Source organism: Martinezella sp. CNPSo 3732 (assembly GCF_057784515.1).
This window is the reverse complement of the sequence record NZ_JBXSOO010000003.1, coordinates 212,490-231,170: the sequence shown is the minus strand read 5'-3', so window position 1 is coordinate 231,170 and position 18,681 is coordinate 212,490. Positions and strand designations below refer to the sequence as shown.

The window sequence follows — 18,681 nt, the reverse complement described above, 5'->3', positions numbered from 1 at the left end:
ATTTGATCAAGGTGTTCTACTGTTTAGTAGGATATCGAGACCGGCATGTCGTTCTGGGAAAAATTGCTGAATGCTATCGGTAGCACTGCCGGCAATGCCCTGTCGGCGGTGGTCGAGGCTATTCGCACCGTCTTCGAAGGCGATCCGGAAACGCGCCGTAAGGTGGCATTTTCCGTCGCTATAATCGCTCTTTCCGCCAAAATGGCGAAAGCAGATGGCGTGGTGACGGAAAACGAAGTCAATGCATTTCGGGAGATCTTCGAATTTCCGTCTGATCAAGCGAAAAATGTCGCCCGTCTTTATAATCTGGCGCGCCAGGACGTGGCCGGCTACGAAGCCTATGCGGAGCGGCTGTCCTCCCTTTGCGAGACCTGCACGAAGAATTGCCCGGTGCTGGAAGACGTGCTCGACGGTCTTTTCCATATCGCCAAGGCCGACGGCCTGATCCATGAGAAGGAAATGGATTTCCTTCAGCATGTAGCCGAAATCTTCCATATGAGCGAGGAGCGGTTCGAGCAGATCATGGCCCGCCATGTAAACGTTGGCGGTCGCGATCCCTATAAGGTGCTCGGTGTCTCGCGCCACGACGATTTCCCGACCATCCGCCGCCGTTACCATGGCCTCGTCTACGAGAACCATCCGGATCGCCTCGTGTCGCGTGGGGTGCCGGAAGAGTTCCATGTCATCGCCAACGAGCGCATGGCGGCTCTGAATGCGGCTTATGCCGAGATCGAGAAAGAACGCCGCGCAGCATGAGTGCATTCAAGGCCGATTTCGCTCGCGCCCATGTGCAGCCTTCGCCGAATCATAGCGAGAGGCGGGATGGGCGTCGGCCTGACATCATCCTTCTGCATTATACCGGCATGGGCACGGCTGAGGGCGCTCTCAATTGGCTCTGTCGTCCGGAGAGCCAGGTGTCCAGCCATTATTTCGTCTTCGAGGATGGGCGCGTCATGCAGCTAGTCCCGGAAGAGCGTCGTGCCTGGCATGCGGGCAAGAGCTCATGGCATGGCGAGACCGATATCAATTCAGCGTCTATCGGCATCGAGATCGCCAATGCCGGCCATCCCGGCGGACTGCCTGAATTCCCTGATGCTCAGGTCGAGGCGGTGATCGAACTGTGTCGCGATTGCGGCCAACGCTGGGCAATCGCGCCCGAACGTGTGCTTGGACACTCCGATGTTGCGCCGGTGCGCAAGGTCGATCCGGGTGAGAAATTCCCCTGGGCGCGACTGGCTGCGGCCGGTGTCGGGCACTGGGTTGAGCCGGCTTCGATCACCGGCGGCCGATTCTTCCAAAAGGGTGATGTGGGACAGCCGATCGAAGCCTTGCAGTCGATGCTTTCGCTTTATGGCTATAGCACTGAAATAAATGGCGAATTCTCGGAAAAATTGAAGGGCGACGTTGAAGCCTTCCAGCGCCATTTCCGGCAGGAGCGAGTGGACGGCATTGCTGACTTCTCCACGATCGATACGCTGCATCGCCTGCTCTCGGCTTTGCCCCGTTATTCCTAATTCGTTCGATCGTGTCCTTTGCATTTATAGCCGGCTATGGATGTAAAAAAGCGTAACTCCCTGCTGCGCCACAGCTTTTCCCTATTATCTCCGCATTGCATTGGTCTAACGACGCTCGCTGAACGGCGGTCGCGCCGTCTGGGTTTGTGTGTCGCGCGACCGTAGACGACTAATGGGGACTGTGCATTCCGGCGGCTCTTTTTGCCTCCAGCCGGACGTGATGGCTTGCGCTATCTGTGGTCCCGCCCCTGGAGACAAAAGACTACATGAAAAATTTGATTGTTGCGGCTGTGGCATGCGTGGGCGTGCTGCTGGTGGGATACGATTGCGCCTCTGCGGGCGAGCGCCACGCAAAGCAGAAAACGGTTCCTCTCAAGATCGTCAGCCGCACCACCGGCTTTCCGGTTCCCAATGTTCCCGCCGAATTGCGCGACGCCGAGACCTCCTTCGCACGGCAAAATCGCTATTCCGCGCTGATTGCCAAATATGCAAAACAAAACGGCGTTGCAGTTGAACTCGCCACTGCCGTCATCCGGATCGAAAGCAATTTCAATCCGAAAACTCGTGGAAGTGCAGGCGAAATCGGCCTGATGCAGATCAAGCCGGCGACCGCCAAGCTGATGGGCTATACCGGCCGCACCAAAGATCTCTACGATCCCGAAACGAACATCAAGTTCGGCATGAAATATCTCGCCATGGCGCAGGATCTCGGCGGTGGACCGACCTGCAACACCATCCTCAAATACAATGCCGGCCATGGCGCCACGCGCATGAACCCGATCTCGAAGCGCTATTGCGGCAAGGTGCTTGCACTTCTGGACTGACATTCATGCTAGCATTTCGGGTAGGGCGGAATCGCTTTCCGTGCTATCGAAATCGCGACTATGGATGAGGGTTACAGCATGGCAGCGGATTTCAGGTTCATCGTCGTTGGCCGGGGCATGATGGGGGCAGCCGCTGCCCGTCACCTGGCAAACCGAACGGACGGGGTTGCCGTCATCGGGCCGGATGAACCTGAAGATCGCGCCAGCCATCAGGGCGTATTCGGCAGTCATTACGACGAAGGCCGCATCACGCGCACGATCGACCCGGACACGGACTGGGCTCGTCTCGCAAACCGTTCGATCGCCCGTTATGCGGATATCGAACGGGATAGCGGCATTCAATTCTATGCCCCGGTTGGCTGCCTTGTTGTCGGGCCGAAGCGGGGCGGTGAAATAGCTTATGTCGGCGATGTCGTAGAAGCGGCTCGGCGGCTCGGCGTGCAAACCGATATCCTCGATGATGTCGAACTCAAGGTGAAGTTTCCCTTCTTCTCCTTCGCATCGGGAAGCGAAGGGGTCTTCGAACCGCACGGGGCCGGCCACATCAGCCCGCGCCGGCTGGTCAAGGCACAATCCCTGTTGGCGGAAAAGGCAGGCGCGCGGGTCATCAAGCAGACGGCGCTATCGATCCGCGACGAGAGCGGCCTAGCTGTCGTGACGACTGCAGAGGGCGAGACATTCAGCGCCGAAAAGATATTGCTCGCCGCCGGCGGTTTCTCCATTGCCGAGAATCTCTTGCCGCGACCTGTTGAGATGAAGGTTTATGGCCGCACGGTCACTTTCTTCGAGGTGAGCGAGACGGAAGCCGAAGCCCTTTCCGGCATGCCGTCGCTGATATCGAAGGCAGCTGATGACGTGGACAGCATCTATATGCTGCCGCCGATCCGCTATCCGGACGGCAAATATTACATGAAAATCGGTGGCGACCCCGATGATCTGCAATTCATGACCGAGACGGAGCTGCGTGCCTGGTTCCGCACCGCCGGCCGCGACAAGGCGCGCGAGCATCTGGTGCGGATATTCCATCAGCTCGTTCCCGGCGTCAGGCGGCCACCGGCTTTCACCAATTCCTGCGCTGTCTCCTATTCGCCGACCGGCTATCCCATGATCGGTTACACATCTTCACCACGTGTTGCGGTTCTGACGGGGGGCTGCGGTACTGCCGCCAAGAGTTCCGATGAAATAGGCCGGCTCGGGGCGGAGCTGCTGCTTACAGGTCGAATCAAGGACGAAGGCTACAGCACGGATTTCTCAGCGCATTTCCGCAATTGACATCCGCTTTTCACAAACCAGCATATTTCGGTGGCAATTGTGGGCGGTCTCGGTTAATGAGCCTGTGCCAGTTGGCCGGGCAGCCGCGCTTCATCAATGCCGAAAGGCGATGGGGTGAGGAAAGTCCGGGCTCCACGGAAACACGGTGCCGGATAACGTCCGGCGGGGGAAACCTCAGGGAAAGTGCCACAGAAAGCAAACCGCTCGATCTTCGGATCGGGTAAGGGTGAAAGGGTGGGGTAAGAGCCCACCGCGTCTCTGGCAACAGCGACGGCACGGAAAACCCCACCGGGAGCAAAACCGAATAGGGATGACACGGAGCGCGCAAGCCCTCCAGCCTGTTTCCGGGCCGGTCATCCGGGTGGGTTGCACGAGGCGTCGCGCAAGCGGCGTCCCAGATGAATGGCTGCCACGTTCCGGCCTCGGCCGGAGCCATACAGAACCCGGCTTACAGGCCAACTGGCAAATCATCGCGTCACTTCGAGCGGCGCGGCCAACACTTCCGCCAAATAATTTTTGAAGCTGCCGAATGCCCCGAATTCAGGGCTTTCCAGCCTTGTCGGGCGAGGTTTTTAACCTGTGAAAACAATCCGTTTCGGGACGTCTCCTGAAGCCGATCCTAACCTTTCGTTAAACTTAACGTCTTATGAATATTCAGGCTGTGGCCACGTCTGACGTGGCTTCATCCCATTGACGCCCATATGGTCCCATGGTATCCCAAAAGCACACTGCACACGGGCAAATCAGAGCCCAATCATCGCAAAGCCATGATCGCTTCCGTTCTGGGAGTGTCGAAGGGGTGTCGGCTCTTTCGGCTTGCGAAGTTGTGTCCGATTTTGGCTGTGCCTGTAAGCGAGTAGCGGCTTACGGGTCATGGGGGACGGGTGTTTCGCGTCATGAACCGCTTCCTGTCAAACGCGACCAACAGGATCGATTCCAAGGGGCGGGTTTCCGTGCCGGCGGCGTTTCGTTCCGTGCTGGTCGAGCGCAAGATCCAGGAGTTGTACTGCTTTCAGGATTTTGTGTTTCCGGCGATCAGTATCGGTGGTCTCGATCTGCTCGATCGCTTCGAGCGGCAGATTGCGGCGGACGATCCGTTTTCGCCGGCGGCGAACCAGATGTCGCTCCTCATTCACGGGGGCGGGGTCTTCATGAAGCTCGATGCGGAAGGGCGGCTGATGGTCACGGATTTCATTCGCGACTTCACCGGGATCGCAGGCGAAGTGACCTTCGTCGGTCGGGCGGATCATTTTCAATTGTGGCGACCGGAGGCCTTCTTGGCCTTGCAGTCGCAGGCACGAGAGGGGCGCAGGCTGGCGGGCAGGCGCTCGGAATAGAGCGGGGAAACGGAATGGTGGCGAATTCAGGCGGAGGTTCTTCTGATGCCGGTGGCGGACCGGTTCGTCACATTCCGGTTCTTCTTCCCGAGGTGTTGGAGGTGCTGGCTCCGGCGCCCGGCAAGGTCATCCTCGATGGAACGTTCGGGGCTGGCGGCTATACCTCGGCCATCCTCAAGGCCGGCGCCAATGTGATCGCGCTCGATCGCGATCCGACAGCGATTGCTGCAGGGCAGGCGCTCGTTTCCGCCCATGCCGGACATCTCAAGCTCATTCAGTCGCAGTTTTCTCAGCTGGCCGAACATGCGCCTGACGGCGGCCTCGATGGCGTCGTGCTCGATATCGGCGTTTCCTCCATGCAGCTCGACGAGGCCGAGCGGGGTTTCTCCTTCAGTAAGAACGGTCCGCTCGATATGCGTATGTCGGCGAGCGGCGTATCGGCTGCCGATGTCGTCAACCGTGCAAAGCTTGCCGATCTCATTCGTATCTTCGTGTTTCTGGGCGAGGAAAAGCAGGCGCCGCGCATCGCTCATGCGATCGAGAAGCGGCGCGCGGAAGCTCCTTTCGTGACCACTCGCGATCTGGCCGGGTTGATCGAGGTCGTGACGCCGCGAAAGGCGAAGGACAAGATTCATCCAGCGACGCGGGTCTTTCAGGCCCTGCGGATTTTCGTCAATGACGAGCTCGGTGAGCTGGCTCAGGCGTTGTTTGCCGCCGAGCGCGCCCTCAAGCCGGGCGGGCGCCTCGTCGTCGTGACCTTCCATTCGCTGGAGGATCGCATCGTCAAGAAGTTCTTTGCCGACCGCTCGGGTCGTGCCGCCGGATCGCGTCACATGCCGATCGTGAACGAGCGGCCTGCCACCTTCGAGCCCGTCGGCAAGTCGATGATTTCTGCTGGGGATGCTGAGGCGGAAGCCAATCCACGCGCTCGTTCGGCCAAGTTGCGTGCGGGGGTTCGCACCTTAGCTCCGGCGGAGGCGGCAGATCTTTCGATCTTCGATCTGCCCAGTCTCGCCAGTCTTGGAAAGCTTGGGGGCTAAGATGCTGAAGACTTTTGACATCGTGCTGATCGGCGTCATGACGGCCATGGCCAGCGTGACTTATACGATCAAGCATCGTGCCGAGCTGAAGCTGGAAGAGGTTCATCGCCTCGAATCCGAAATCAAGCTTGAGAGGGATACGATCGATCTCCTCAAGGCGGACTGGGCGCTGGTTTCTCAGCCGAACCGGCTCGAGCGTCTCGTCAATAACTATAATGGCGAACTGCAACTGCAGCCGACGCTCTCGACGGCGATCGTTCAGCCGAGCGAATTGCCGATGCTGCGCTCGCAGCTTCCGCCGCCAACGGTAACAGCCTCCAATGATCCGAAGAGCGGCAAGGCGGGTGGAGTTAAAAGCGGCGCGGCAGTCGCCTCGAGCAATGGCGATACGACGGATGCGCAGATCAGGAAGGCCATCGCCGACGTGGCTGCTGCGCCGGCGCCGCGACCGAAACCGCCGGCTCTTGCCAAGCGTAAGAAGCCGGATGTCGACAACATGGCAACGGGATCGGTGAGGGAATAATGTCTTTTCTTTCTCGCATCATGGTCCTGAAGAGCAGGGCTCACTTCTCCACCGACGGCAACAACCGCCCAGGCGACGGCTTTTCTCGCTCGAGCTTCGAGGGCGTGCGCAAGCGCAAGTCCAATCAGGCAAAAAGCCGCGTCGTCCTGTTGGTCGCAAGCTTCGTCGCCGTCTATTGCGTGATCGGCGGCCGGCTTGTCCAGTTCGCCATGACATTGCCTGAGATGACGTCGAGCATTCTGCCGCCGGATCGTCTGATGGCCTCGCGTCCTGATATCGTCGACCGTAACGGCGCTCTGCTGGCAACCGACATCCGCACGGTCTCGCTGTTTGCCGAGCCGAATAAGATCATCGACGCGGACGAAGCTGTCGAGGAATTGCGCAAGGTCCTGCCGGATCTCGATACCAAATCCACCTACAAGAAGCTTTCGGCGAAGTCCTCGCATTTTGCCTGGCTGCGTCGGCAGCTGACGCCGAAGCAGCAGAACCAGATTTTGGCACTCGGCATTCCCGGCATCGGCTTCCGTCCGGAGAAGCGCCGCTTCTATCCGGGCGGTACGACTGCTCCCCACATTCTCGGCTACGTCAATATCGACAATCGCGGCGTTGCGGGCATGGAGAAATATATCGACGACCAGGGGCTCGCCGACCTCGCTGCTGCGGGTATGACCAGCGATCAGCCGCTGCAGCCAGTCAAGCTTTCGATCGATCTGCGAGTGCAGGGTATTGTCCGCGACGCGGTCGTTAACGCCGTGAAGAATTTTCAGGCCAAGGGCGCAGGCGCCGCGGTGCTCGACGTGCATACGGGCGAGGTGCTGGGCATGGCCTCGGCTCCCGACTTCGATCCGAATTATCCGAATGAGGGCGCCACGGAAGGCTGGCTCAACCGCATGACGAACGGCACGTTCGAAATGGGATCGACCTTCAAGACCTTCACCATGGCGATGGCGCTGGATGATGGCAAGGTGACGTTGCGTAACGCCTTCGATGCCACCAACCCCATCCGCATCGGTGGCTTTACCATCAAGGATTTCCACGGCCAGCGTCGCGTTCTGACCGTTCCTGAAATTTTTCAGTATTCCTCGAATATCGGCACGGCCAAGATCGCCGATCTCGTCGGTATCGATGGCCATAAGGAATTCCTCACCCGTATCGGCCTGCTCACGAAGATGCAGACCGAATTGCCCGAGGTGAAAATGCCGTCGCAGCCACGCGTCTGGAAGAAGATCAACTCCATCACGATCTCCTTCGGTCACGGTGTCTCGACGACGCCGCTGCAGACAGCTGTCGCCGGTGCTGCGCTCGTCAATGGCGGCAAGCTGATCGAGCCGACCTTCCTGCCGCGCACGCGCGACCAGGCCGACGCCATCGCCAAGATGGTCGTGAAGAAGAGCACCAGCGATGACGTGCGCTTCCTGCTCGAGTTCAACGGCACGAGAGGCTCGGGTCGCAATGCACGCGTTCCCGGTTACAATGTCGGCAGCAAGACCGGCACGGCCGATAAAGTCGTCAACGGCCGGTATTCCAATACGCTGAATTTCAATACCTTCATGGCCGTGTTTCCGATCGACAATCCGCAATACATAGTCATGACCTTCATCGACGAGCCGAAGAGCGGCGAGCGCGGCGGCGGAACGATTTCGGCCTTCACGGCCTTGCCGATCGCCCGTGATATCGTCGCCCGCTCGGCGCCGATTCTCGGGGTACAGCCCAGTTTTGGAAAAGATGACTCGGCCTTGCTGGCGTCTTATTAAGCGTGAAAGAATACACACGTCGATTCGCGAGGGGCGGACTGATCGAGAAGGCGAAAAGTACATTCGATGAACTTGCGGGATATTGCCGGAAACGTGTTTCCGGAACTCAACACACACATTGGCGGAGCGCTTGGCGATCTTGAGATAAGCGGGATCTCCGCCGACAGCCGTAAGGTGGCGCCAGGCATGGCGTTCGCAGCCGTTGTCGGCACAAAGGCCGACGGCGCAAGCTTTATCGCCGATGCCGTTTCGCGCGGTGCCTCCGTTATCATTGCGGGTCATGAGGCCAATGCCGGTAATGTGCCCGTCTTGCAGGTCTCCGAGCCACGCCGGTTCCTTGCTGTCGCCGCTGCACGTTTCTACGGACGGCAGCCGGAAACGATGGTGGCGGTGACGGGAACTGCGGGTAAGACTTCGGTTGCTTCCTTCACACGTCAGATCTGGGCTCATGCCGGCCATCCGGCCGCCATGATCGGCACGACGGGCGTCGTTTCGCCCAGCCGCAACGAATATGGCGCGTTGACCACACCCGATCCGGTATCGCTGCACAAGCTTCTTGGCGAATTGGCGGACGAGGGCGTCACGCATGCGGCCATGGAAGCATCCAGTCATGGCCTAGACCAATTCCGGCTTGATGGCGTGAAGCTTGCCGCTGCCGCCTTCACCAATCTCGGCCGTGATCACATGGATTATCATCCGACGATCGAGGACTACATGGCCGCCAAGATGCGGCTGTTCCGCGACCTGCTGCCGAAGGGTTTACCAGCCGTTATCTTTGCCGATGATGCCTGGTCCGCGCAGGCGATTGCCGCTGCACAGGAGGCTGGGCATGATGTCCGCACTGTCGGGCGCAAGGGTGATTTCCTGACGTTGAAGCGCGTCGAACACTTTCGCCACAAGCAGATCGCCGAGGTTCATGTCGGCGACGACATCTTTGAAGTTCATATCCCGCTCGCAGGCGATTTCCAGATTGCCAATGCGCTGGTCGCAGCTGGCCTCGCCATTTCGACAGGTGTTGCCGCACCGGTTGCCATGGCAGCGCTGGAAAGGCTCGTCGGTGCGTCTGGCCGCCTGGAGCTTGTCGGTCATACACATGACGGTGCGCTCGCCTATGTCGACTATGCCCACAAGCCGGATGCGCTGGAAAACGTCCTGAATTCGGTGCGGCCGTTCACGACGGGACGCGTCATCGTCGTCTTCGGTTGCGGCGGCGATCGCGATCGCGGCAAGCGTCCGATCATGGGCGAGATCGCCTGCCGTCTTGCCGATGTCGTCGTTGTCACCGACGACAATCCGCGCTCCGAGGATCCGGCGACGATCCGCGCGGAAATCATGGCGGCTGCGGCTTGCGCGACGGAGATCGGCGATCGCGCCGAAGCGATCCGCAAGGCTGTCGGTCTGCTGAAATCCGGCGACACGCTGATCGTCGCCGGTAAGGGGCATGAGGAAGGTCAGACGATCGGCGGCGTCACGCTACCGTTCTCCGATCATGCCGAATTGCGCAAAGCATTGGAGGATTTGAAGTCTTGAGCTGGCTATGGACAACTGAGGATCTGATCGCTGCAATCTCGGGCCGCTTCGTTGGATCGCTGCCCGCTGGTATCACGGGCATTTCCATAGACAGTCGTTCCATCCAGCCAGGCGAAGCCTTTTTCGCCATCAAGGGCGATCGCGTCGACGGCCATGACTATGCCAATATCGCTATGGCGAACGGCGCCGCCTTCATCGTGATCAGTGAGGCACGGCTGCCGGCGATGGGCAGCCTGACCGTGCCGAAAGTCGTTGTGGACGACGTATTGGCGGCGCTTGCGCGGCTCGGTGTCGCCGCCCGTAAGCGCACGCAGGCGAAGATCATCGCCGTCACCGGCTCGGTCGGCAAGACGACGACCAAGGAGATGCTGCGCCGTGCGCTGACGCCTTCGGGCAAGGTGCACGCCTCCGTTGCTTCCTTCAACAATCATTGGGGCGTTCCGCTGACATTGGCCCGCATGCCGGAAGATACCGATTTCGGCGTTTTCGAGATCGGTATGAACCATCCCGAAGAGATCAGGCCGCTCGTCAAGATGGTGCAGCCGCATGTGGCGATCATCACCACGATAGCGCCGGCCCATCTCGGCAATTTCAACAGCATCACCGAGATTGCTGCCGCAAAGGCGGAGATTTTCGACGGCGTCGTGCCGGGTGGTCATGCCATCCTCAATCACGACAATGATCAGTTCGAAATGCTGGAGAAGGCTGCCATGGCAGCCGGTATCGAGCATATCCATAGCTTCGGCCAGCATGCGAAGGCGGATGTCCGCCTCGCTGAGTTCAACGCCTCGGAAGAGAATTCGACACTTTGGCTGACGATTGGCGGCGAGACCATGGAGGTGGCGCTCGGCGCACCCGGCCGCCATATCGCGGAAAATGCGCTTGCCGTGCTCGGAGCCGTCATGCTCGTGGAGGCCGATCTCGACCAGGCGGTCGATGCCCTTGCAGACCTGCAGCCGGAAAAGGGCAGGGGTCAACGTCACAAGCGCGCGATCGGCAACGGCTATTTCACGCTGATCGACGAAAGCTACAACGCCAATCCCGCATCCATGCGCGCGGCCATCGCGCTGCTGGCGACGACATCGCCGCATGCAGGGCCAGGCGGACGGTCGGGCAGGCGGATCGCCATGCTCGGCGATATGTTGGAAATGGGGGATTATGCCCAGCGCGTTCATGCCAACCTTGCCGGGCCGTTGCTGGCCGCCGGCATCGAGCATGTCTGGCTGGCGGGTCCGGAGATGGCGGCTTTGAGGGATGAGCTGCCGGAAAGTGTTCATGTCGAATATCACGAGACGACTGAGGAGCTCTCGGAATTCGCGCTCAATTCTGTCGCCCCCGGCGATGTGTTGATGGTGAAATCGTCGCTGGGAATGGGGTTCGGAAAGATCATCGCGGGCTTGCTTGACAAGTTCCCCGCATTTTCCGACACGAGCCCCCATACCCATCAGGGGCTTTAGAAAGGGCTCTTATGCTGATCTGGCTTGCCGAACTGTCGGACCATATTCATTTTTTCAGTACACACTTCAGATTCCTCAATCTGTTCAGATACATCACGTTCCGTACCGGCGGTGCCCTGTTCACGTCAGCGTTGATCGTTTTTCTCTTCGGGCCGCGAATCATCTCCTCCCTGCGTGTGCGTCAGGGCAAAGGGCAACCGATCCGCGCCGATGGTCCGCAGACACATTTCAAGAAGGCCGGCACGCCGACCATGGGCGGCCTGATGATCCTCGCCGGCATCGTCGTCTCGTCGCTGCTTTGGGCTGATCTTGCCAATGTCTATGTCGTCGCCACCCTGCTGGTAACGCTCGGCTTCGGCGCCATCGGCTTCTATGACGACTATCTCAAGGTCACCAAGCAGAGCGACAAGGGCTTTTCCGGCCGTGCGCGTTTGGGCATCGAATTCGTGATTGCCGCGATTGCCGTCTATTTCATGATGACGACGGCGCTGTCTTCCGGTCCGGCCGGTTCGACCTTCGGCTCGTCGGTCGCCTTCCCCTTCTTCAAAAGCCTGCTGCTTAATCTCGGCATGTTCTTCGTATTTTTTGGTGCTTTCGTCATTGTTGCCGCCGGCAATGCTGTCAATCTGACCGACGGTCTCGACGGGCTTGCCATCGTGCCCGTCATGATCGCTGCCGCGTCCTTCGGCGTCATCGCCTACCTCGCCGGCAACTTCGTCTTCGCCGACTATCTCGCGATCAATTTCGTGCCCGGTACGGGCGAGCTTGCCGTGGTGCTTGGCGCGGTCATCGGCGCCGGCCTCGGTTTCCTCTGGTTCAATGCGCCGCCGGCGGCCATCTTCATGGGCGATACCGGTTCGCTGGCTCTCGGCGGCATGATCGGCTCCGTTGCCGTCGCCACCAAGCACGAGATCGTCATGGCGATCATCGGCGGTCTCTTCGTGCTCGAGGCGCTTTCCGTCATCATCCAGGTCGGTTTCTTCAAGATGACGAAGCGCCGCGTGTTCCTGATGGCGCCCATCCACCATCACTTCGAAAAGAAGGGCTGGACGGAAAGCCAGGTCGTCGTGCGGTTCTGGATCGTCGCCGTCATCCTGGCGATGATCGGCCTCTCCACCCTGAAGCTGCGGTGAGGCGTCGATGATATCAGTCTCCACGCTGAACGGAAAAAAGGTCGCTCTTTTCGGCCTTGGCGGCTCAGGCTTTGCCACGGCGCGCGCTCTCGTTGCCGGCGGCGCCGACGTCACAGCCTGGGACGATAATCCGGACAGCGTGGCGAAGGCGGCTGCCGAAGGGATAGCGGTCGCCGATTTGAGAACGATCGACTGGAATGGTCTGTCGGTCTTCGTTTTGTCGCCCGGCGTGCCGCTGACGCATCCAAAGCCGCACTGGACCGTCGATCTTGCCCACGCTGCCGGCGTTGAGATTATCGGCGATGTCGAGCTTTTCGTCAGAGAGCGGCGGGCACATGCACCGGATTGCCCGTTCATCGCCATCACCGGAACAAACGGCAAATCGACGACGACTGCGCTGATCGCTCATATCCTGCAATCGAGCGGGCGTGACACGCAGCTCGGCGGCAATATCGGTACGGCGGTGCTGACGCTCGACCCACCGAAGGCGGGGCGTTTCTACGTCGTCGAATGCTCCTCCTACCAGATCGACCTGGCGCCGACGCTCAATCCTTCGGCCGGCATTCTCTTGAACCTGACGCCCGATCATCTCGACCGCCACGGCACGATGCAGCACTATGCCGACATCAAGGAGCGGCTTGTCGCGGGCAGCGATGTCGCCGTCGTCGGCATCGATGACAGCCATTCCTCGTTGATCGCCGACCGCATCGAGCGAGCTGGCGGCAAGGTCACACGAATTTCACGTCGGCACGCATTGGCGGATGGTCTCTATGCCGAGGGTAGCCGCATCCTGCAGGCATCGAACGGTGCGGCAAGCGAGATCGCCGATCTCGACGGTATTCAAACGCTGCGCGGCGGCCATAACGCACAGAATGCGGCGGCTGCAATTGCCGCTTGCCTCTCTGTTGGCGTTTCCGCGGAGGAAATTCGCGCTGGCCTGAAATCCTTCCCAGGACTCAAGCATCGCATGCAGCCTGTCGGAAGGCGCGGCCGGGTCGTCTTCGTCAACGATTCCAAGGCGACCAATGCGGATGCGGCCGCGCCTGCGCTTTCGAGCTACGAGAATATCTACTGGATCGCCGGCGGCCTGCCGAAGGAGGGTGGCATCACCAGCCTGGCGCCGCTCTTCCCGCGTATCGCCAAGGCCTATCTGATCGGTGAAGCGGCACCTGCCTTTGCGGCGACGCTCGGCGACCTGGTTCCCTATGAAATTTCCGGCACGCTGGAACGCGCCGTGGCACATGCTGCTGCAGACGCGGACAGGGATGAGCACGAGTCCGCGGCAGTAATGCTGTCACCGGCCTGCGCAAGCTTCGATCAGTATAAGAATTTCGAGGTCAGGGGCGACGCCTTCGTCAGCCATGTCGCTGCGATCGATGGCGTCACCATGCTGATCGGTTCAGCAACTGGAGGCAAATGATATGGTAAGCCGCGTTGAACGTGGGGCCTTGGCCGAGTGGTTCTGGACCATCGACCGCGTGTTTCTCGCCCTTTTCATCCTCTTGATCGGCATCGGCTTCATGCTGTCCTTCGCGGCTTCGCCGGCGGTAGCGGAGCGCATCGGGCTTGAGCCGTTCCACTTCGTCAAGCGCCACGCCCTGTTCCTCGTCCCGGCGGTCGCGGCGATGATCGGCATTTCCTTCATGACGCCCAGACAGGTGCGACGAACGGCAGTCATTCTGCTGATAGTGTCACTGGCGATGATGCTTTTTGCGCTTTTCTTCGGCATCGAGGTCAAGGGCTCGCGGCGCTGGGTCAATATCGCCGCCTTGTCGATTCAGCCTTCGGAATTCATGAAGCCGGCTTTCGTCGTCGTCTGCGCCTGGCTGTTTTCCGAACATGCGCGCCAGCCGGAGATTCCCGGCAATCTCTTCGCCATCATTCTTTTCGGCATCGTCGTCGCTTTGCTCGTCGCCCAGCCTGACCTTGGGCAGACGATCCTGACGACTGCCGTCTGGGGTGGCATGTTCTTCATGGCCGGCATGCCCTGGCTGTGGATCATCGTGCTTGGCGGTCTTGGCGCCGGCGGTTTCGTCACCGCTTATTATGTCTTCGATCACGTGGCGCAACGCGTCAACAAGTTCCTGACGGGCGAGGGTGACACGTTCCAGGTCGACACCGCCAAGGAAGCGATCGTCCACGGCAACTGGTTCGGCGTCGGTCCTGGCGAGGGCATCGTCAAGCGCATCATCCCGGACGCCCATACCGACTTCATCTTCTCGGTGGCGGCCGAAGAGTTCGGCGCCATCTTCTGCATGGTGCTCGTGCTGATCTTCGGCTTCCTCGTGCTGCGCGGCCTCTCGCATGCCTACAAGGAGAAGAACGACTTCAATCGTTTTGCCGTCGCCGGCCTGGTGCTGCAGATCGGCATCCAGTCGATCATCAACATCGGCGTGAACCTGCAGCTGCTTCCGGCCAAGGGCATGACGCTGCCGCTGATTTCCTACGGCGGTTCGTCGATGACCGCGATCTGTGTGACGGCTGGCTTCATTCTGGCACTCACGCGTCACAGGCCGGAAAAGCGCGCGCAGGATCGCACCATGTTCCGAGTGACGCACGGTTTGCCGGCGGAGTGAGCGTCTTGGGACTATCGGCCATCTGCTCCTCATATCTCCTGCCTGCTCCTCATTCTCCGGTCGCTTTTCCCGAAGCGCCGGTCTATGAGGGGGGCTTGGCCCGCGCCGATGACGCGGTCGGGGCGGCTTCCTATATTAGGGAGATGCCCCGAGTAGTGGGTATTCGCGGGAGCGAAAATCATGAGTAAAGGCATTGTCCTTCTTGCCGCCGGTGGTACCGGCGGTCACGTATTTCCGGCCGAAGCACTGGCTTATAAGCTGAAGGAGCGCGGCTATTCCGTGCACCTCGTCACCGACAGCCGTGCCGAACGCTATGCCGGCAAATTCCCGGCCGACGAAATCCATGTCGTACCCTCGGCAACGATCGGTTCGAAGAACCCGGTGAATGTCGCGCAAGCCCTCTGGACGCTGTGGACCGGCATGCGCGCAGCGCGCAAGCTGATCCAGCGCATCAAGCCCGTCTGTGTCGTCGGCTTCGGTGGCTATCCGACGGTTCCGCCGCTTCTCGCGGCGACGCGTATGGGCGTCCCGTCCATGTTGCATGAGCAGAATGCTGTCATGGGCCGCGCCAACAAGATGCTGGCGACGCGCGTGCGTGCGATTGCCGGCGGCTTCCTCACGGAAAACGGCGCATTTGCCGAGAAGACGGTGACCACGGGCAATCCCGTGCGTCCGGCCGTCATCGAGGCGGCCAAGCGTCCGTATGTGCCATCTGGTCCGGAAGATCCGTTTAACCTCGTCGTGTTCGGCGGCAGCCAGGGCGCGCAATATTTTTCGAAGGCCGTTCCGACGGCGATCAGCCTGCTTGAGGAGCCGCTGCGCAAGCGCCTGCGGATCACGCAGCAGGTGCGCCCTGAGGATATGGAGACGGTCAATAGCTGCACGAGAAAGCTTGAGATGGGCGCCGATGTCGCGCCGTTCTTCAACGACATGGCGGAGCGCATCGGTGCTGCGCATCTGGTTCTCTGCCGCTCCGGTGCCTCCACGGTTTCGGAGCTTGCCGTCATCGGGCGCCCGGCGATCCTGGTTCCTTATCCGCATGCGCTCGATCACGACCAGGCAGCCAATGCGGCTGCACTCGCGGCAACCGGTGGCGTCAAGGTCATCGTGCAGTCCGAACTGACGCCGGAGAAACTTTCCACCATCCTGCGCGGCGCCATGACCATGCCGGAAAAGCTCGCAAAGATGGCTGCATCAGCCAAGCAGGCGGGCAAGCCGGATGCGGCAAACTTGCTTGCCGACATGGTTGAGGCTATTGCCGCGGGACGTTCAATTCAGCAATTCAAGGGGGCAGGCGCATGAAGCTGCCGAAGGCAATCGGCCTTGTGCATTTTATCGGTATTGGTGGCATCGGAATGAGCGGCATTGCCGAGGTTCTGCATAACCTTGGCCATCGCGTGCAAGGTTCCGATCAGTCGGAAAGCGCCAACGTGCAGCGGCTGCGCGACAAGGGCATTCCGGTCCATATCGGTCACAAGGCTGAGAACCTCGGCGATGCAGAGGTCGTCGTTGTCTCCACAGCCATCAAGAAGAGCAATCCCGAGCTCGTCGCCGCGCGTGAAAAGCTGCTGCCGGTCGTGCGCCGTGCCGAAATGCTGGCCGAGTTGATGCGTTTCCGCAACGCCATCGCCATCGGTGGCACGCATGGCAAGACGACGACGACATCGCTCGTCGCAACGCTGCTCGAAGCCGGCGGACTTGATCCCACAGTCATCAATGGCGGCATCATCAACGCCTATGGCACCAATGCGCGCATGGGTGAGGGCGAGTGGATGGTGGTCGAGGCCGATGAATCGGATGGCACCTTCCTGAAGCTGCCGGCCGATGTCGCCGTCGTCACCAATATCGATCCCGAACATCTCGACCATTACGGCAATTTCGATGCCGTCCGCGCTGCTTTCCGGCAATTCGTCGAGAACGTGCCGTTCTACGGTTTCGGCGTCATGTGCATCGACCATCCGGAAGTGCAGTCGCTTGTCGGACGCATCGAGGACCGCAAGGTCATCACCTATGGCGAGAACCCGCAGGCAGACGTGCGTTTTTCGAATGTGCGGATCGACGGCACACGTTCGCTGTTCGATATCGAAATTCGCAGGCGCCGTACCGGCAAGGTGATCCAGATCAAGGATCTCGTCATGCCTATGCCCGGCCGCCACAATATTTCCAATGCAACGGCTGCAGTTGCTGTTGCCAACCGGCTGGGGATTTCCAGTGAGGCGATCGCCAAGGGGCTTGCATCCTTCGGCGGTGTCAAGCGCCGCTTCACGCTGACCGGCGAATGGAACGGGGTCAAGGTCTTCGACGATTACGGTCACCACCCCGTCGAAATCAAAGCTGTGCTGAAGGCCGCGCGCGAAGCCTGCAAGGGCCGCATCATCGCCGTCCACCAGCCGCACCGCTATACGCGCCTGTCGAGCCTCTTCGAGGAGTTTGCGGCCTGCTTCAATGATGCCGACAGCATCTTCCTGGCGCCGGTCTATGCCGCCGGCGAAGAGCCGATCGAGGGCGTGGATTCGCAAACGCTGGTTTCGCGTATCAAAGCCAGCGGTCATCGCGACGCACGCTATCTGCCATCACAGGAAGATCTTGCCGCCATGGTTGCAGAGATTGCGCAACCAGGGGATTTTGTGGTTCTGTTGGGGGCTGGTAGCATCACGTATTGGGCAGCATCATTGCCAAAGGAATTGGAAGGCCTCTCGGGTAAGTCCGCATGAAACAGGTAGATGGGGAAAAGCTTCTGGCGTCGCTTGGCGACGGTGTAAAGGACATCAGGGGCCGGCTGACGCCGGACGCTCCGATGGATCGTGTGACGTGGTTCCGTGCTGGCGGGCTGGCGGAACTGATGTTCCAGCCGCATGACACGGACGATCTCATCGCCTTCCTGAAGATCCTGCCGGAAGATGTGCCGCTCACGGTCGTCGGCGTGGGTTCGAACATATTGGTGCGTGATGGCGGCATTCCGGGCGTTGTCCTCAGGCTTTCTGCCAAGGGTTTCGGCTCGGTCGAGCTTGCCGGCGAGAACCGCATCTTGGCCGGTGCGATCTGCCCGGACAAGCATGTCGCGGCCATGGCGATGGACAACAGCATCGGCGGTTTCCATTTCTATTACGGCATTCCGGGGAGTATCGGTGGTGCTGCGCGGATGAATGCGGGCGCCAATGGCGCCGAAACCCGTGAGCGCGTCATCGAAGTGCATGCGGTCGACCGCAAGGGCGACAAGCACGTGCTGACCAATGCCGAGATGGGGTACAGCTATCGACATTCCGATGCGTCTGAAGATCTGATCTTTACCCATGTCCTCTTCGAGGGATACCCGGAGGATCGTGCCAAGATCCGTACCGAGATGGATGCCGTGCGCGCTCACCGCGAAACGGTGCAGCCGGTACGCGAGAAGACCGGTGGCTCAACCTTCAAGAATCCGGATGGTTTCTCTGCCTGGAAGCTGATCGACGAGGCGGGTTGCCGTGGTCTGGTTATCGGTGGCGCCCAGATGTCGTCGCTGCATTGCAACTTCATGATCAACATGGAGCAGGCGACGGGCTACGATCTGGAATATCTCGGCGAGCAGGTGCGTCGCGAGGTTTTCGAAAAATCCGGCATCAAGCTGGAGTGGGAAATTAAGCGCCTCGGCCACTTCATGCCGGGCCGGGAAGTCCGCCCGTTCCAGGGTGTGACGACCGAGTAGATCCCGATTGCAGTCGGTGCCGTCTTCATAAAATGA

At 60.1% G+C, this 18,681-nt stretch carries 16 protein-coding genes and 1 other RNA gene; all 17 read left to right on the top strand.

Annotated elements, in window-relative coordinates:
• Positions 1-45: 45 nt before the first annotated feature.
• The 17 genes from AC13RM_RS09770 (at position 46) to murB (ending at position 18,645) form a co-directional block, all read left to right on the top strand.
• The gene (locus AC13RM_RS09770) at positions 46-756 is read left to right on the top strand and encodes a J domain-containing protein (protein WP_285171352.1); all 711 of its coding nucleotides are present in this window, start codon (positions 46-48) and stop codon (positions 754-756) included.
• Positions 753-1,514: an N-acetylmuramoyl-L-alanine amidase gene (locus AC13RM_RS09765; protein WP_285171353.1), complete on the top strand. Its 762-nt coding sequence runs from the start codon at positions 753-755 to the stop codon at positions 1,512-1,514. The genes AC13RM_RS09770 and AC13RM_RS09765 overlap by 4 nt, the downstream gene beginning before the upstream one ends.
• 266 nt (positions 1,515-1,780) lie before the next feature.
• A complete protein-coding gene (locus AC13RM_RS09760; protein ID WP_285171354.1) occupies positions 1,781-2,338 on the top strand; it encodes a lytic transglycosylase domain-containing protein in 558 nt (185 codons plus the stop codon).
• A 78-nt stretch (positions 2,339-2,416) separates the two neighbouring features.
• Complete coding sequence (locus tag AC13RM_RS09755; RefSeq protein ID WP_285171355.1) at positions 2,417-3,610, top strand: NAD(P)/FAD-dependent oxidoreductase; 1,194 nt, start codon at positions 2,417-2,419, stop codon at positions 3,608-3,610.
• Between the two features lie 67 nt (positions 3,611-3,677).
• Positions 3,678-4,077, top strand: an RNA gene (gene rnpB, locus AC13RM_RS09750) — RNase P RNA component class A.
• Between the two features lie 429 nt (positions 4,078-4,506).
• Positions 4,507-4,947, top strand: coding sequence for a division/cell wall cluster transcriptional repressor MraZ (gene mraZ / locus AC13RM_RS09745; RefSeq protein WP_285171356.1), 441 nt, complete (start codon positions 4,507-4,509; stop codon positions 4,945-4,947).
• A 14-nt stretch (positions 4,948-4,961) separates the two neighbouring features.
• Complete coding sequence (gene rsmH, locus AC13RM_RS09740; protein WP_285171357.1) at positions 4,962-5,987, top strand: 16S rRNA (cytosine(1402)-N(4))-methyltransferase RsmH; 1,026 nt, start codon at positions 4,962-4,964, stop codon at positions 5,985-5,987.
• A 1-nt stretch (position 5,988) separates the two neighbouring features.
• On the top strand, positions 5,989-6,510 hold the full coding sequence (gene ftsL / locus AC13RM_RS09735; protein ID WP_285171358.1) for a cell division protein FtsL: 522 nt from the start codon (positions 5,989-5,991) through the stop codon (positions 6,508-6,510).
• Positions 6,510-8,264: a peptidoglycan D,D-transpeptidase FtsI family protein gene (locus AC13RM_RS09730; RefSeq protein WP_285171359.1), complete on the top strand. Its 1,755-nt coding sequence runs from the start codon at positions 6,510-6,512 to the stop codon at positions 8,262-8,264. The genes ftsL and AC13RM_RS09730 overlap by 1 nt, the downstream gene beginning before the upstream one ends.
• Positions 8,265-8,330: 66 nt before the next feature.
• Positions 8,331-9,794 carry a UDP-N-acetylmuramoyl-L-alanyl-D-glutamate--2,6-diaminopimelate ligase gene (locus AC13RM_RS09725; RefSeq protein WP_285171360.1) on the top strand — a complete coding sequence of 488 codons (1,464 nt, stop codon included), beginning with the start codon at positions 8,331-8,333 and terminating at the stop codon, positions 9,792-9,794.
• Positions 9,791-11,251 carry a UDP-N-acetylmuramoylalanyl-D-glutamyl-2,6-diaminopimelate--D-alanyl-D-alanine ligase gene (locus AC13RM_RS09720; protein ID WP_113230503.1) on the top strand — a complete coding sequence of 487 codons (1,461 nt, stop codon included), beginning with the start codon at positions 9,791-9,793 and terminating at the stop codon, positions 11,249-11,251. The genes AC13RM_RS09725 and AC13RM_RS09720 overlap by 4 nt, the downstream gene beginning before the upstream one ends.
• Positions 11,252-11,262: 11 nt before the next feature.
• Entirely contained in the window at positions 11,263-12,384 is a 1,122-nt protein-coding gene (mraY, locus tag AC13RM_RS09715; RefSeq protein WP_113230504.1) for a phospho-N-acetylmuramoyl-pentapeptide-transferase, read from the top strand.
• Positions 12,385-12,391: 7 nt separating this feature from the next.
• Entirely contained in the window at positions 12,392-13,804 is a 1,413-nt protein-coding gene (murD, locus tag AC13RM_RS09710; RefSeq protein ID WP_113230505.1) for a UDP-N-acetylmuramoyl-L-alanine--D-glutamate ligase, read from the top strand.
• Position 13,805: 1 nt separating this feature from the next.
• Positions 13,806-14,960, top strand: a complete 1,155-nt coding sequence (gene ftsW / locus AC13RM_RS09705; RefSeq protein ID WP_113230506.1) for a putative lipid II flippase FtsW — start codon at positions 13,806-13,808, stop codon at positions 14,958-14,960.
• Positions 14,961-15,140: 180 nt separating this feature from the next.
• A complete protein-coding gene (gene murG, locus AC13RM_RS09700; RefSeq protein WP_113230507.1) occupies positions 15,141-16,262 on the top strand; it encodes an undecaprenyldiphospho-muramoylpentapeptide beta-N-acetylglucosaminyltransferase in 1,122 nt (373 codons plus the stop codon).
• Complete coding sequence (murC, locus tag AC13RM_RS09695; protein WP_113230508.1) at positions 16,259-17,674, top strand: UDP-N-acetylmuramate--L-alanine ligase; 1,416 nt, start codon at positions 16,259-16,261, stop codon at positions 17,672-17,674. The genes murG and murC overlap by 4 nt, the downstream gene beginning before the upstream one ends.
• Positions 17,671-18,645, top strand: coding sequence for a UDP-N-acetylmuramate dehydrogenase (gene murB, locus AC13RM_RS09690; RefSeq protein ID WP_113230509.1), 975 nt, complete (start codon positions 17,671-17,673; stop codon positions 18,643-18,645). Before murC ends, murB begins: the two co-directional genes overlap by 4 nt.
• The last annotated feature ends 36 nt before the right edge of the window (positions 18,646-18,681 follow it).

Excerpts from the sequence above, each read along its gene's own strand:
- AC13RM_RS09770 (WP_285171352.1), top strand. The coding sequence starts at position 46 with ATGTCGTTCTGGGAAAAATTGCTGAATGCTATCGGTAGCACTGCCGGC.
- AC13RM_RS09765 (WP_285171353.1), top strand. The coding sequence starts at position 753 with ATGAGTGCATTCAAGGCCGATTTCGCTCGCGCCCATGTGCAGCCTTCG.
- AC13RM_RS09760 (WP_285171354.1), top strand. The coding sequence starts at position 1,781 with ATGAAAAATTTGATTGTTGCGGCTGTGGCATGCGTGGGCGTGCTGCTG.
- AC13RM_RS09755 (WP_285171355.1), top strand. The coding sequence starts at position 2,417 with ATGGCAGCGGATTTCAGGTTCATCGTCGTTGGCCGGGGCATGATGGGG.
- mraZ (WP_285171356.1), top strand. The coding sequence starts at position 4,507 with ATGAACCGCTTCCTGTCAAACGCGACCAACAGGATCGATTCCAAGGGG.
- rsmH (WP_285171357.1), top strand. The coding sequence starts at position 4,962 with ATGGTGGCGAATTCAGGCGGAGGTTCTTCTGATGCCGGTGGCGGACCG.
- ftsL (WP_285171358.1), top strand. The coding sequence starts at position 5,989 with ATGCTGAAGACTTTTGACATCGTGCTGATCGGCGTCATGACGGCCATG.
- AC13RM_RS09730 (WP_285171359.1), top strand. The coding sequence starts at position 6,510 with ATGTCTTTTCTTTCTCGCATCATGGTCCTGAAGAGCAGGGCTCACTTC.
- AC13RM_RS09725 (WP_285171360.1), top strand. The coding sequence starts at position 8,331 with ATGAACTTGCGGGATATTGCCGGAAACGTGTTTCCGGAACTCAACACA.
- mraY (WP_113230504.1), top strand. The coding sequence starts at position 11,263 with ATGCTGATCTGGCTTGCCGAACTGTCGGACCATATTCATTTTTTCAGT.
- murD (WP_113230505.1), top strand. The coding sequence starts at position 12,392 with ATGATATCAGTCTCCACGCTGAACGGAAAAAAGGTCGCTCTTTTCGGC.
- ftsW (WP_113230506.1), top strand. The coding sequence starts at position 13,806 with ATGGTAAGCCGCGTTGAACGTGGGGCCTTGGCCGAGTGGTTCTGGACC.
- murG (WP_113230507.1), top strand. The coding sequence starts at position 15,141 with ATGAGTAAAGGCATTGTCCTTCTTGCCGCCGGTGGTACCGGCGGTCAC.
- murC (WP_113230508.1), top strand. The coding sequence starts at position 16,259 with ATGAAGCTGCCGAAGGCAATCGGCCTTGTGCATTTTATCGGTATTGGT.
- murB (WP_113230509.1), top strand. The coding sequence starts at position 17,671 with ATGAAACAGGTAGATGGGGAAAAGCTTCTGGCGTCGCTTGGCGACGGT.